Here is a 13,309-nt window from a genome sequence, read left to right as displayed (position 1 = left end):
GCGAAGTCCCGCGACATGCGACCTCGCCGCGATCAGCGATGCCAGCGGGTGTCCCCACCCGGCCGGGGAGGCCGGGCGTGGCGGGGGAGCGGTGTTGGCACTAGCCTCGGCTCACACTCATGACGGCGGAGGGCGGTTTCGGTGGGCAGCGCAGGGGTGCCGGTGGTCGTCGGGCTGGACAACGGCGGGACCAGCAACAACGCCACCGTGCTGACGGTGGACGGCCGGTTCCTGGTGGACGGTCTGCTGGAGATCCCCAGCGAGGTGCGGGCCGGCCCGGACGCCGCGATCGAGGCGCTGGCCCGGGCGCTGGACGGCGCTCTGGCGCAGACCGGCGTGCCCCGCGAGCTGGTCCGGGCGGTGGGGCTGGACACTCCGGGCCCGGCCAGTGCCACCGGCGTCATCTCGTCGCGTGGCTCGACCAACTTCTCCCAGCCGGCCTGGCGTGGCTTTGACGTGCGGGGCGCGCTGGAGCGGCGGCTGGGCCTGCCGGTGGTCTACCACAACGACGGCAACGCGGCCGCGCTCTACGCCCACCACGTGTACTTCGGCGCCGAGGCGATGAACCGGTCGTCGGTCTCCGCGATCGTCGGCACCGGCCTGGGCGGCGGCGTTGTCGAGGGCGGGCGCGTGATCGCCGGCGCGGCCGGGATGGCCGGCGAGCTGGGTCACGTGCACATCCCGCTGACCGGGCTGCTCGGCCCGGAGCAGCCGGAGCCCACCTGCGCCTGCGGCTTCACCGGGGACGTCGAGAGCGTCGCCTCGCTGACCGGCATCGAACGCAACCTGCTGCCGTACTGGCTGACCCGGTACCCCGACCACCCGCTCGCCGCCGAGCCGGTCGCCCGCGCGGCGAAGCTGGTCCGCGGCTACGGCGAGCAGGGGGACCCGCTGGCCCGGGACCTCCTCACCCAGCAGGCGATGGCGCTGGGTCGGCTGTTCACCGTGGCGGCCAACTTCACCGACCCGCACGCGTACTTCGTCGGCGGTGGGGTGGTGGAGGCGGCGCCGGAGTTCCGCGACTGGTTCCTGGCGACCGTCCGCGAGCACACCGTGCTCCGCGAGGAGCAGGCCGCCGTGGCCACCTTCGCCCTGGTGCCGGAGCGGGACATGGCCGGCGCCCGGGGCGTGGCCATCGCCGCCCTGGAGGCACTGCGCGCCGTACCGGAGTCCAGCCCGCTGGTCGCGTGAGCCGCCGGTCAGCGCCGGGGCGGGGCCTGGGCGAAGGCGGTCCAGGCGGCCGGCGGGAAGAGCAGGGCCGGGCCGGTCGGGTCCTTGGAGTCGCGGACGGCCACCAGCCGCGGGATCGCGGCCACCTCCACGCAGGCGCCCTGGTCGCCGCTGCGGCTGCTCTTGCGCCACGCCGCCGCGGCCAGCGCCGCTGTGATCGTCGGTGTCATGTCCTACCGTCCCTTCAGGAGTGTCAGTAGCTGCTTGCGGCTGTCCGCCGGGCTGAGCGCCACGCTCCGCAGGTGCTCCATGATCTTGGTGCAGGTACGCGTTTCGCCGGCACGGTCGAGGATCATCTGGCCGGCGACGGTCTCCACCGAGGCGATGATCGGGTCCTCCGGGTCGGCGAACTCCAGGATGTGCAGCGAGCCCCGGGTGCCCCGGTGGTAGCCGGCCGAGAGCGGGATCACCTGGACGGAGATGTTCGGCAGCTCGGCCATCTTCACCAGATGGCGCAACTGCCCGTCCATCACGGACTGGTCGCCGACCGGGCGGAGTTGCGCGCCCTCGTCGATGATCGCGTCGAGGATGGGCGGGTCGTCGCCGGTGAGCCGCTGTTGCCGATCGAGGCGGACCTTGACCCGCTGCTCCACCAGGTCGTCGCCGAGGGTGTGCGGGCCGCCGCGCATCACCCCACGGATGTAGTCGGCGGTCTGCAGCAGGCCGGGCACCACCGAGGGCTCGAAGTTGGCGATGGCGGTGGCCTCGGCCTCCAGAGCGATGAAGTCGATGGTGCGCGGGTCCAGCAGGTAGGAGTACGACACCCACCAGCCCGGCTTGCGGGCGTCCTTGGCGAGCTGCACCGCGGCGGCCACCTCGTCGGCGCCCACCCCGTACGAGGTGAGCAGGGCGCGCACGGTGGCCGGGCTGATCAGTGTCTGCGCGTTCTCGTACCGCGAGAGGGTGCTGCGGGTGCTGTTGATCTCATCCGCGGCGGTCTCGAGCGTCAGCCCGGCGGCTTCCCGGTGGTGGCTCTACATGTGTCAATCTGTCATCGCGTCCTCACTGCCGGTTGTCGTGGCGACGGTGGCGGTGAGCGACCGGAGGGGATGGGGCGCGCGGCGATCGGGTTTCTCCCCCGTACCCGATCGTCGCGTGCCACCGCCATCCCGGCCCGCCGGAAGGAGACGACGTGCGTACCGGTCCGGAGCCCCCCGCCGTACACCGGACGGCCGACAATGACCCGCTTCCTGGTGGTGCTCACCGACGTGCGTGCCGTCGAGGGCATCGAGCGCAACGAGCGGACGGCACCCGAGCGGCGCCGGCAGGTGGTCGGTGCCAGCAGTCGGGAGGCCGCCGACCGGATCGCCGGCGCGTTCATGGCCCTGGGCATGGTGCGGGCCGGCCGCCAGCGCGTGAAGGTGATCGCCGTCGGTCGCCGGCACGCCCGGGACTGACGCGCCAGCACCGGCCGGCGTCGCGCCGCCGGTCAACATCCCATCACGCACCGTATATCCTCTGTTGACCGATTGCCGTGTCGAGCCGCGGCTCGCCGGGTATCGCCTCGCCCTACCGCCACGCACAGTAAGGTCAACCGGGTGAGCGCCATCGGCGAGCACGACCAGCCGCAGTCGCGTACGAAGAGGTGACCGGAGTGACCACCCCAGGCAAGACCCGCGTGGCGATCGTCTTCGGCGGCCGCAGCCCGGAGCACGGCATCTCCTGCGTCAGCGCCGGCAGCGTGTTCGGCGCGCTCGACCCCGACGAGTACGAGGTGGTGCCCGTGGGCATCACCCGGGCCGGCCAGTGGGTGCTGACCAACGGCGACCCCGCGCAGCTCGCGATCAACTCCCGCCAACTGCCCGAGATCACCGCCGAGTCCGGAGCGGACATCGTGCTGCGTGCCGACCCGACCGGCAACGGGCTGATGGTGCTCGACCCGACCGAGGGCCCTCGCGCGCTGGCCGACGTGGACGTGGTCTTCCCGGTGCTGCACGGCACGTACGGCGAGGACGGCACCATCCAGGGAATGCTGGAGATGGCCGGCATCCCCTACGTCGGGGCGAACGTGTTCGCCTCCGCCGCCGCGATGGACAAGGAGTTCACCAAGAAGCTCTGCGCGGTCGAGGGCATCCCGGTCGGCCCGTACGCGGTGCTGCGCAACGGGATGACGCTCAGCGACCAGGACCGGGAGCGGCTCGGCCTGCCGGTCTTCGTCAAGCCCTCCCGGGCCGGCTCGTCGTTCGGCATCACCCGGGTTACCGACTGGGCGCAGCTGGACGAGGCGGTCGCCACCGCCCGGCAGTTCGACCCGAAGGTCATCATCGAGGCCGCGATCGTCGGCCGCGAGATCGAGTGCGGCGTGCTGGAGGGGGAGGCCGGCGGTTCGCCGGAGGCGTCCGTGCTGGCCGAGGTGCGCGTCGTCGCCGACCACGACTTCTACGACTTCGAGGCGAAGTACCTCGACGACTCCTGCGAGTACGACATTCCGGCCGGGCTCCCGGAGAGGGTGACCCGCCAGGTGCAGGAGTACGCCGTCCGCGCGTTCACCGCGCTGGACTGCGCCGGCCTGGCCCGGGCCGACTTCTTCGTCACCCCCGAGCTGGACGTCTACCTCAACGAGATCAACACCATGCCCGGGTTCACGCCGACGTCGATGTTCCCGCGCATGTGGGCGGCGTCCGGCCTGGAGTATCCGAAGCTGGTCAACCGCCTGATCCGCACCGCCCAGCGGCGCGGCGTCGGCCTGCACTGAGCCGTGGCCGCCGGCCGGCCCGCGACGCCCCGCTCAGGCGGAACGTCGTCGGGTCAGGCCCGGCAGCCGGCGGGAACGTCGCCGCCGGAGGGCACCGAGGCGACGATCGCGCTGGAGACCGGCGCCACCCACTGCAACGGCTGCTCGAAGGAGCGTGGGACGCGCACCGTCACCGGCGTCTCCCGGTCGACCGCGGTGAGCACGGTTGCGTCGTCCTGCTCGACGGAGTGCCAGCAGACCCGGTTGACCGTCCAGACCTCGTCGGTGGGCGGGATGGCCGGCTCGGTGCCGCCGCAGGCCACGGTGATCGCGGGATCGCCGTACGCGGCGTTCTGCTCCGGACCTGCGGTGACCGGGCGCTGCGCCCGGTCGCGGATGGTCGGCGGCAGTTGGGAGAGCAGGGCACGGCACACCGTGGCCGGGCGGGCGGCCAGCGCCGGGGCGGCCATCTCCACCGGAGCGGTGGACTGCACCCGGGCGGCGGTGGGGCTCGGCGCGGCGGCCGGCTCGGCCGGGGAGAGCCTGGTGAAGGCCAGCACGGCTACCAGCAGCGTGACCGGCAACGCGATCAACGTGGCCAGCAGGGCCGCGCCTCGGATGGTCCGGTCCCGGCCAGCCGGCGCGTCGCCGGCCGGCTCGGCCGGCTCGCGGATACCGTCAGCCGGCTCGGGCGTACCGTCGCGCGTCCCGTCGAGCCGGTCGTCGTTCTCAGCGGCGGAGGAGGTAGCCATCTCGTCCACTTACAGCCGCACCACCGAACACGTGAGGGTGCGAGTGATGCCGGGCACCATCTGCACCTTGCTGACAATGAGTTTCCCGAGCTCGTCGACGGTGTTCGCCTCGGTGAGGACGACCACGTCGTACGGCCCGGTGACGGCGTCGACGCGTACCACGCCGGCAAGGTCCGCGATGAGACCGGCCACGTCACGTGCGCGGCCGACCTCGGTCTGGATGAGGATGTACGCCTGTACCACGACTCGACCTCCGTCCGTCGCCGCCCAGGGGCGGCCCGAAGGGTGAAACTACCTTACGGACCAGGTCTGATCCCTATCGGTGGTCAAGGAGCAGCAGTGAGCGAGCACGGCGGTGCCGGGCAGAACGTACGGAACGCCGGCGGTGTCGCCAGCGTGGGCGGGATCGGCGAGTTCGGATTGATCGGGCGGATCACCGCCCGCCTGTCGGTCGGACCGACGACCCTGCTCGGCCCAGGGGACGACGCGGCGGTGGTGGCCGCCCCGGACGCCCGGGTCGCCGCCTCCACCGACGTGCTGGTCGACGGCCGGCACTTCCGGCGGGACTGGTGCTCCGCCCGGGACGTCGGACACCGGGCCGCGGCGGCCAACCTGGCTGACATCGCCGCGATGGGCGCCACACCGACCGCCCTGCTGGTCGCCCTCTGCATGCCGGCGGACCTGGAGACCAGTTGGGCCGAGGAGTTGGCCGACGGGCTGGCCGCGGAGGCGGCCACGGTCGGCGCGAGCGTGGTCGGCGGGGACATGTCGTCCAGCCCGACCCTGACCGTCGCGGTCACCGCGCTGGGCGACCTCGGCGGCCGTCCGCCCGTGGTGCGCTCCGGCGCCCGCCCCGGTGACGTGCTGGCCCTGGCCGGCCGCACCGGGTACGCGGCGGCCGGCCTGACCGTGCTCACCCGCGGCTTCCGCACCCCCCGGCTGCTGGTGGAGGCGTACCGGAGGCCGCAGGTGCCGTACTCGGCCGGACCGCAGGCCGCCAGGCTCGGCGCCACCTCGATGATCGACGTGTCGGACGGGCTGCTCGCCGACCTCGGGCACGTGGCGGCGGCCAGCGGGGTGGCGATCGACGTGCGCCGGGACGCGTTCGAGGTGCCCCGGCAGATGGCCGACGCCGCGCAGGCGCTCGGCGTCGACCCGTACACCTGGATCCTGGCCGGCGGCGAGGATCACGCGTTGGCCGCGACCTTCCCCCCGGCGGTGGCGTTGCCGGCGGACTGGCGGGCGATCGGCCTGGTCACGGCCGGTGCCGGGGTCACCGTCGATGGCGGCCCCTACGAGGGGCCGAGGGGCTGGGACCACTTCCGGTGAGGTCCCGCGCCCGCCGTACCCTGGATACCGTGAGTGAGATCGAGATCCGGGTGGTGCGGTTCGACGCGCCGGTGGCGCAGCAGTTGATCCGCGACGCGCTGGCCGACCTCGGCGCCCGCTACGGCGGTACCGGCGACGACACCCCGGTGGACGCGGCCGAGTTCGTGCCGCCGGACGGCGCGTTCCTCGTCGCCTACCTGGCCGGCGAGCCGGTCGGCTGTGGCGGTTGGCGCAGCCACGGCGCGGACACCGCAGAGCTGAAGCGGATGTACACCGCCCCGGCGGCCCGTGGGCGGGGCGTTGCCCGGAGGGTGCTGGCGGCCGTCGAGCGCTCGGCCCGTGAGCAGGGCCGCAAGCGGATGGTCCTGGAGTGCGGGGACAGGCAGCCCGAGGCGATCGCCATGTACAACTCCGCCGGCTACGAGCAGATCCCGAACTTCGGCTTCTACAAGGACGCGGAGGGCTGCGTCTCCTTCGGCCGCACCCTCTGACCCGGACGGTCGCCGACCGAGCGCCCGGTGGCCGACGTTCAGCCGGTGGTGATCCGGATCTGGGCGGCGGCCCGGGCGGCCGCCGCGGTCGCCTCGGCCGGGTCGGCGCCCCAGGCCAGCACCTGGCCGCTGCGCCGCGCCGACGAGGTGACCTCGGCCACCCGGTCACCCACCGTCACGCCCACCCCGACGTCCAGCACGCCGGGCACCCGGCTGGCCGCGCGTACCCCGTCCACGGCGGTGACGGCGCCGGGCGGAGCGAGCAGGAACTCCACGGCCGCCGCGCCGCGCGGGCCGGCCGGCAGCGCCGGGCGTTCCCCCCGGAGCGTGCGCAGGTACGCGGCGACGAAACCGCACTCGTAGGCAACCGAGATCAGTACGGCGATCAGGTCGCCGGGGAGCCGGGCGGCGCACTCCACCAGCGCCGGGCCGGCGTCGGTGCGGATCCACTCGCTGTGCAGCACGCCGGTGCGGAAGCCGGCGGCGCCGGCAAGCCGGGTGGCCACGTCGAGCAGCTCCCGTCGGGCGTCCTCGGGCAGCGCGGACGGCACGGTGTGCCCGGTCTCCACCGGCCGCCCACCGGCCAGCACCCGCTTGTCGGTGACGTTGCAGAAGCGCACCTCGCCCTCGGAGATGAGCAACTCCACGCTGTGCTCGGTGCCGGTCAGCACCTGCTCGGCGAGGACCGCGGTGGGCAGGCCTTCGGCGATGGCGTCGGGCGGCGTCTCCGGATCGGCGCTGGCGGCCCAGGCGGCGGCGACCAGCGCCGAGTCGGTGACGATCTGCACGCCGAGGCTGCCCGCGCGGCGGGTGGGCTTCAGCACGCAGCGCCCGCCCTGCCGGTGGGCGAACCCGGTCGCCTCGGCGGCCGTGTCGACCACCGCGAACGCCGGGTTGGTCAGGCCGGCCGCCGCGGCGAGCAGCCGCATCCGGTGCTTGTCGGTGAAGATCTCGGCGGCCTGCACACCGGCGCCGGGCAGGCCGAGGGCGTCGGCCAGCCGGGCCGCGGCGAGTACGCCGTACTCCTGACCGGGCACCACCAGCCGCGCGGCGGTCAGCCCCGGTTCCCGGGCCAGCAGCGCCGCCGCGTCAAGGCCGGTCTGGTACTCGGCCGCCACCACCCGGGAGACGAACGGCAGCGCGGCGCAGCGCCGCTCAACGTCACGGCGGCGGATGAGGTCGGGTTCCTCGACCACGACCACGCTGCCGGCGGGCAGCAGGTCGCCGAGCCCGCGCAGCAGATCCAGCGCGAAACCCACCATGACCATCTCGTCCCGGCTCAGGTCCAGCTGCACCCGTCACCCCTTCACCCGGGCCGGACCGGACGGCCGGCGCAGCGCGACCCTAACCGGGCGGGCGGCCGGGGCGGCCGCCGCGTCGCGTAGTCGTCAGCGACCCTGGCGCGGACACGACAGAGCCGGCGGACCCGTAGGGGTCCGCCGGCTGAGCCGTACGAGAAGGTGGGTGCTACCGCGTCAGGCGCGGGTGACCTTGCCGGCCTTGATGCACGAGGTGCAGACCTGCAACTTCTTGGTGTTGCCGCCACCGGCCGGGGTACGCACCGACTGGATGTTCGGGTTCCAGCGGCGGTTGGTCCGCCGGTGCGAGTGGGACACGTTGTGGCCGAAGCCCGGTCCCTTGCCACAGACGTCGCACACGCTAGCCACGGGATACTCCTGGGATTGAAACGTTCATGAGGTCGCCGGCAGGCGCTGCCCGGGCAACCTGGTCAGGTTACCCGATGACCCGCCGACCCGGCCAACCGGCCCGGTCGGGCGATCGCCCGCGGCTCGGCCGGCAGGTGCTGGTGCGCCCGTCCGCCGGGTGGTGGGCCGGTCCGGCGGCAACAATACCCGAGGCCACCGTCCCGGCCGCCCGAGCCGGGATCGGCGCCGGAGCCGGGGCGAACGGACACGCCGGACGAGTCCGACGGCTGTCGGCGTGCGCCAGTAGGCTTCTGGCCGTGCTGGACACCCTCGACGCCGCCGCGGTCCGCCGGTGGTGTGCGACCGGGCTGACCGCGCTGAAGCGCCACCAGGGCGAGATCGACGAGCTCAACGTCTATCCGGTGCCCGACGGCGACACCGGCACCAACCTGGTGCTCACCCTCACCTCGGCCCAGCAGGCCCTTGCCATGGACCTGGACACGCTCCCCGACAGCGGTCCGACCGCGCACGGGCACGCGTTGCGGCTGATGGCCCAGGGCGCGCTGCTCGGCGCGCGCGGCAACTCCGGGGTGATCCTCTCGCAGATCCTGCGCGGCTTCGCCGACGCGGCCGCCGCCGTGCCGTCCGTACGCGGCCGGGAGCTGGCCGCCGCGCTGCGCGCCGCCACCGTGGCCGCGTACACCGCGGTCGCCCGGCCGGTGGAGGGCACTCTGCTCACCGTGGTCGGCGCGGCCGCCGCCGCGGCCGAGCGGGCGGACAGCGACGACCTGCCGGTGGTGGCCCGGGCCGCCGCGCGGGCGGCGGCCGAGGCGCTGGCCCGCACGCCGGAGCAACTGCCGGCGCTGGCCCGCGCCGGTGTGGTCGACGCGGGCGGCCGGGGCCTCTGCGTGCTGCTCGACACCCTGGTCGAGGTGCTCACCGGGGAGATCGCCGTGCGCGCCGCGCCGGCGCCGCGCGCCGCCCGGCCCGCCGCCACGGTCGCCCGGGAGACCGGCTCCGAGGAGTACGCCTACGAGGTGCAGTTCCTGCTCGACGCCCCGGCCGAGGCGGTCGCCGGGATGCGCCGGGCGCTGGCGGCGCTGGGGGATTCGCTTGTCGTCGTCGGCGACGGGCGCGAGCCGGAGGGCACCTGGAACGTCCACGTCCACGTCAACGACGTGGGCGCGGCGGTCGAGGCGGGGGTCGCCGCCGGCCGCCCGTACCGGATCTCGGTGACCCGTTTCGCCGACCAGCCCGAGCCGTCGCCCGGCCCGGCCACGGACGGTCGGGCCGCCGTGGTGGTGGCCACCGGCGTCGGGATCGCCGGGCTGTTCGCCGCGGAGGGAGCCACCGTGGTGCCGGGCAACCCGTCCACGGGGGAACTGCTGGACGCGGTGCGCAGCACCGGCGCGGCGCGGGTCGTGGTGCTGCCCAACGACCCGAACACCGAGGCGGTGGCGAGCGCGGCGGCCCGCGAGGCACACCGCTACGGCATCAAGGTGAGCGTGGTGCCGACGCGCTCGCCGGTGCAGGCGCTGGCCGCCCTCGCGGTCCGTGACGGCGCCCGCCGCTTCGAGGACGACGTGATCGCGATGGCCGAGGCGGCGGGCGCCTGCCGCTACGCCGAGGTCTGCCACGCCAGCCGGGAGGCGCTGACCGTCGCCGGCCCGTGCCGCCCGGGGGACGTGCTGGCGCTGGTGGAGGGGGAGGTGCACCTCATCGGCGCCGACCTGACCGACATCTGCGCGGCGGTGGTCGACCGGATGCTCGGCGGCGGCGGGGAGCTGGTCACCCTGCTGGCCGGGGTGGACGCGCCGGCCGGGCTCACCGATGCCGTCCGCGCGCACGTCGCGCGGCGCTGGCCGTTCGTCGAGGTGCAGGCGTTCCCGGGCGGGCAACCGCACTATCCGCTCCTGGTGGGGGTCGAATGAGCGAACCGGCCACGGTGGACACCCCGCTGAAGAAGCTGGTCGGGGACAAGACGGCCAAGGCGCTGGCCGCTCACCTCGACCTGCACACCGCGGGTGACCTCGTCTACCACTTCCCGCGCCGCTACGACGAGCGTGGCGAGCACACCGACATCCGTTCGCTGGACGTCGGCGAGCAGGTCACCGTGCTGGCCCAGGTGCAGCGCACCGCGGTGCGTCCGATGCGCCAACGCCGGGGCAACCTGCTGGAGGTGACCGTCGGCGACGGCTCCGGCGGGTTGCTGACGCTGACCTTCTTCGGCAACCAGGCGTGGCGCGAGCGGGAGCTGCGTCCGGGCCGGTGGGGGTTGTTCGCCGGCAAGGTCACCGAATTCCGGGGCAAGCGCCAGCTCAACGGCCCGGAGTACGTCCTGCTCGGCGAGGGCGGCGACGGCGAGGCGGCGGTCAGCGACGAGATCGAGGAGTTCGCCGGCGCGCTGATCCCCGTCTACCCGGCCGCGGCGGCGGTGCCGACCTGGGTGATCGCCCGCTGTGTGCGGGTCGTGCTGGACACCTTCACCCCGCCGGAGGATCCGGTGCCGGCCACGGTGCGGGCCAGCCGCAACCTGGTCGGGTTGGGCAGCGCGCTGCGGGAGATCCACCGGCCGAGCAGCAAGGAGGATCTCTACCGGGCGCGGCACCGGCTCAAGTGGGACGAGGCGTTCGCCGTCCAGCTGACGCTGGTGCAGCGCAAGCACCGGGCCGCCGACTGGCCGGCCCGACCCCGCCCGGCGCACCCGGGTGGGCTGCTGGACGCCTTCGACGCCCGGCTGCCGTACGAGCTGACCGCCGGCCAGCGCGACGTCGGCGTGGAGATCGCCGCCGACCTGGCCGCCCCGCACCCGATGCACCGGTTGTTGCAGGGCGAGGTGGGCTCGGGCAAGACGGTGGTGGCGTTGCGGGCGATGCTCCAGGTGGTGGACGCGGGCGGCCAGGCGGCGCTGCTGGCGCCCACCGAGGTGCTGGCCGCACAGCACCACCGCGGCATGCTCGACCTCCTCGGGCCGCTCGGGCGGGCCGGCGAACTGGATTCCGCCGAGCACGCCACCCGGGTGGAGCTGGTCACCGGTTCGCTGGGCGCGGCCGCTCGCCGCCGGGCGCTCGGCGAGGTGGCCACCGGCGCCGCCGGCATCGTGCTCGGCACCCACGCGCTGCTCTACGAGGGTGTGGACTTCGCCGACCTCGGCCTGGTGGTGGTCGACGAGCAGCACCGCTTCGGGGTGGAGCAGCGCGACGCGCTGCGGGCCAAGGCCGAGCAGCCGCCGCACGTGCTGGTGATGACGGCCACCCCGATCCCGCGCACGGTGGCGATGACGGTCTACGGCGACCTGGAGGTCTCCACCCTCTCCCAGCTGCCCCGGGGGCGCTCGCCGATCGCCTCGCACGTGGTGCCGGCCGCCGAGAAACCGGCCTTTTTGGACCGGGCCTGGCGCCGGCTGCGCGAGGAGGTGGCCGCCAGCCATCAGGCGTACGTGGTCTGCCCGCGAATCGGAGAGGGGCCGGTCAGCGACGAGGAGCCGCCGCCGGTGGACGACAACGGCCGCCGGCCACCGCTGGCGGTGACCGAGGTGGCCCCGCTGCTGGCTGAGGGGCCGCTGCACGGGCTGCGGATCGGGGTGCTGCACGGCCGGCTGCCGGCCGACGAGAAGGACGCGGTGATGCGCTCCTTCGCCGCCGGCGACCTGGACGTGCTGGTGGCCACCACCGTGGTCGAGGTGGGTGTGGACGTACCCAACGCGACCGTGATGATCGTGCTGGACGCCGACCGCTTCGGTGTCTCCCAACTGCACCAGCTGCGCGGTCGGGTCGGCCGGGGCGCCGCGGCGGGGCTCTGCCTGCTGGTCAGCGAGGCGGCTGAGGGGTCGCCGGCCCGGGAACGGCTGGACGCCGTCGCCTCCACCAGCGACGGTTTCAAGCTCGCCGAGCTGGATCTGGAGCAGCGTCGTGAGGGCGACGTGCTGGGCGCCACCCAGTCCGGGCGCCGCTCACACCTGCGGCTGCTGTCCCTGCTGCGCGACGCCGACCTGATCCGCGACGCCCGCGCCGAGGCGATCGCCCTGGTCGAGGACGACCCGGACCTGACCCGGCATCCGGCGCTGGCCGCGTCGGTCACCGCCCTGGTCGACGAGGACCGCGCGGAGTACCTGGAGAAGGGCTGACGTCTCGACCCGCCACGAGGCGCTTGGCACGCGGATGAAACGCCCGAGGGCGCGCCGACCGGGTGGTCGACGCGCCCTCGGGGTTCAGCGCGGTTCGGTTCAGACGGTGAACCGGAGCCGGCGACGGCGAGCAACCAGGAACAGGCCCGCACCGGCAGCCAGCAGGACGACGGCGCCGCCCGCGATCAGGGTGGTGTTCGTGCCGGTGAGCGGCAGGCCGCCACCCTCACCCTCGTCGCACTCGGCCGGCTGCTCCCACGCGATCGGCTCGGTGTCGTCAAGGCCGTCGGCGGCCGGCGTGACGGTGAGGCCCTCGGTCGCGTCGAAGGAGACGGAGCCGGTCTTGCCGGGCTCGACGGTCAGCGTCTTGGCATCGCCCTTGTTCGGGGTCAGCGTCAGGACGACGGTCTCACCGTCGGCCGGGTTCTCGATCGTGAAGGTGAGGCTGTCGCAGGTCGACTCGACGGTGCCCACCGGCTCGGCCGGCGCCGGCGTGACGGTCGGCGTCGGGCTCGGGCTCTCGGCCGGCGGCTGGCTCGGCGACGGAGACGCGGTGGTGGGGGACGGGGTCGGGCTGGGGGACTCCGTCGGGGTGGCGGTCGGCGTCGGGGTGGGCTCCGCGGCGCAGGTACCGGCCTCGGTGGCTGCCACCGTCCGGTGCTCGGTCACGATCCGGTCCGGACGCTCCCAGCGCGCCTCGACGGTCAGCTCGATCTTCGGGTTCTTCTCGGTGAAGGTGTGGGTCTGGGTTCCGGTGAGGAGGTCCCCACCCTTCGCCGGGAGGGTGGCGCCGACCTTCAGGTCGCCATCAGTGAACTCGTCGCCGATGGTCGACTTGACCGAGGTGATCTCGGCATCGATGTTCTCGCTGTTGCCGACCTTCCACGTGACCGTGGCCTTGCCGTCGGCGGCCAGGCAGTAGGTGCCGGACGGCTCGGGGTGGTGGGCGCTGGCCGGCGCGGCGAACGTCGTCATGGCGCCGATGCCGATCAGCGCGCCGGCGGCGACGGCCGCGGTACGCCGGAACGGAGACTTCGGACGGATCACTGGTACTCCCGGAG

The 13,309-nt window shown here is 74.2% G+C and carries 13 protein-coding genes and 1 pseudogene; 7 read left to right on the top strand and 7 right to left on the bottom strand.

The annotated features are described in order from the left end of the window. Positions 1-141 precede the first annotated feature (141 nt). A complete protein-coding gene (locus tag ABZU69_RS26085; RefSeq protein WP_354966958.1) occupies positions 142-1,191 on the top strand; it encodes an ROK family protein in 1,050 nt (349 codons plus the stop codon). An 8-nt stretch (positions 1,192-1,199) separates the two neighbouring features. On the opposite strand, the gene ABZU69_RS26080 is transcribed toward ABZU69_RS26085, so the two are convergent. Continuing rightward, the gene (locus ABZU69_RS26080) at positions 1,200-1,400 is read right to left on the bottom strand and encodes a DUF397 domain-containing protein (RefSeq protein ID WP_354966957.1); all 201 of its coding nucleotides are present in this window, start codon (positions 1,398-1,400) and stop codon (positions 1,200-1,202) included. Between the two features lie 3 nt (positions 1,401-1,403). Continuing rightward, positions 1,404-2,198, bottom strand: a pseudogene (locus tag ABZU69_RS26075) (Scr1 family TA system antitoxin-like transcriptional regulator); the annotation flags it as partial. A 210-nt stretch (positions 2,199-2,408) separates the two neighbouring features. On the opposite strand from ABZU69_RS26075, the gene ABZU69_RS26070 reads away from it, so the two are divergent. Continuing rightward, the gene (locus ABZU69_RS26070; RefSeq protein WP_354966956.1) at positions 2,409-2,627 is read left to right on the top strand and encodes a hypothetical protein; all 219 of its coding nucleotides are present in this window, start codon (positions 2,409-2,411) and stop codon (positions 2,625-2,627) included. A 197-nt stretch (positions 2,628-2,824) separates the two neighbouring features. Then, the gene (locus tag ABZU69_RS26065) at positions 2,825-3,925 is read left to right on the top strand and encodes a D-alanine--D-alanine ligase family protein (RefSeq protein ID WP_354966955.1); all 1,101 of its coding nucleotides are present in this window, start codon (positions 2,825-2,827) and stop codon (positions 3,923-3,925) included. Between the two features lie 53 nt (positions 3,926-3,978). Here ABZU69_RS26065 and ABZU69_RS26060 read toward each other — a convergent pair whose 3' ends face one another. Together ABZU69_RS26060 and ABZU69_RS26055 are read right to left on the bottom strand one after the other, a co-directional pair. After that, positions 3,979-4,665, bottom strand: a complete 687-nt coding sequence (locus ABZU69_RS26060) for a DUF3515 family protein (RefSeq protein WP_354966954.1) — start codon at positions 4,663-4,665, stop codon at positions 3,979-3,981. Further along, entirely contained in the window at positions 4,666-4,899 is a 234-nt protein-coding gene (locus ABZU69_RS26055) for an Lrp/AsnC ligand binding domain-containing protein (protein ID WP_013284547.1), read from the bottom strand. Positions 4,900-5,052: 153 nt separating this feature from the next. Here ABZU69_RS26055 and ABZU69_RS26050 point away from each other — a divergent pair, with 153 nt between their 5' ends. After that, positions 5,053-5,985, top strand: coding sequence for a thiamine-phosphate kinase (locus ABZU69_RS26050; RefSeq protein ID WP_354967063.1), 933 nt, complete (start codon positions 5,053-5,055; stop codon positions 5,983-5,985). A 29-nt stretch (positions 5,986-6,014) separates the two neighbouring features. Further along, complete coding sequence (locus ABZU69_RS26045; protein WP_354966953.1) at positions 6,015-6,476, top strand: GNAT family N-acetyltransferase; 462 nt, start codon at positions 6,015-6,017, stop codon at positions 6,474-6,476. Between the two features lie 38 nt (positions 6,477-6,514). Here the strand turns inward: ABZU69_RS26045 and ABZU69_RS26040 are convergent, their stop codons facing one another. Both ABZU69_RS26040 and rpmB read right to left on the bottom strand, forming a co-directional pair. Further along, a complete protein-coding gene (locus ABZU69_RS26040) occupies positions 6,515-7,771 on the bottom strand; it encodes an ATP-grasp domain-containing protein (protein ID WP_354966952.1) in 1,257 nt (418 codons plus the stop codon). Between the two features lie 180 nt (positions 7,772-7,951). Further along, on the bottom strand, positions 7,952-8,143 hold the full coding sequence (gene rpmB / locus ABZU69_RS26035; RefSeq protein WP_007456456.1) for a 50S ribosomal protein L28: 192 nt from the start codon (positions 8,141-8,143) through the stop codon (positions 7,952-7,954). A 296-nt stretch (positions 8,144-8,439) separates the two neighbouring features. Between rpmB and ABZU69_RS26030 the strand changes: the two genes are divergently transcribed. After that, the gene (locus ABZU69_RS26030) at positions 8,440-10,053 is read left to right on the top strand and encodes a DAK2 domain-containing protein (RefSeq protein ID WP_354966951.1); all 1,614 of its coding nucleotides are present in this window, start codon (positions 8,440-8,442) and stop codon (positions 10,051-10,053) included. After that, complete coding sequence (gene recG / locus ABZU69_RS26025) at positions 10,050-12,248, top strand: ATP-dependent DNA helicase RecG (protein WP_354966950.1); 2,199 nt, start codon at positions 10,050-10,052, stop codon at positions 12,246-12,248. The genes ABZU69_RS26030 and recG overlap by 4 nt, the downstream gene beginning before the upstream one ends. Positions 12,249-12,347: 99 nt before the next feature. On the opposite strand, the gene ABZU69_RS26020 is transcribed toward recG, so the two are convergent. Next, on the bottom strand, positions 12,348-13,295 hold the full coding sequence (locus ABZU69_RS26020) for an LPXTG cell wall anchor domain-containing protein (RefSeq protein WP_354966949.1): 948 nt from the start codon (positions 13,293-13,295) through the stop codon (positions 12,348-12,350). Positions 13,296-13,309 lie beyond the last annotated feature (14 nt).

Source organism: Micromonospora sp. NPDC005206, assembly GCF_040608175.1.
Classification (GTDB): Bacteria; Actinomycetota; Actinomycetes; order Mycobacteriales; family Micromonosporaceae; genus Micromonospora.
This window is presented reverse-complemented; position numbering and strand designations above follow the sequence as displayed.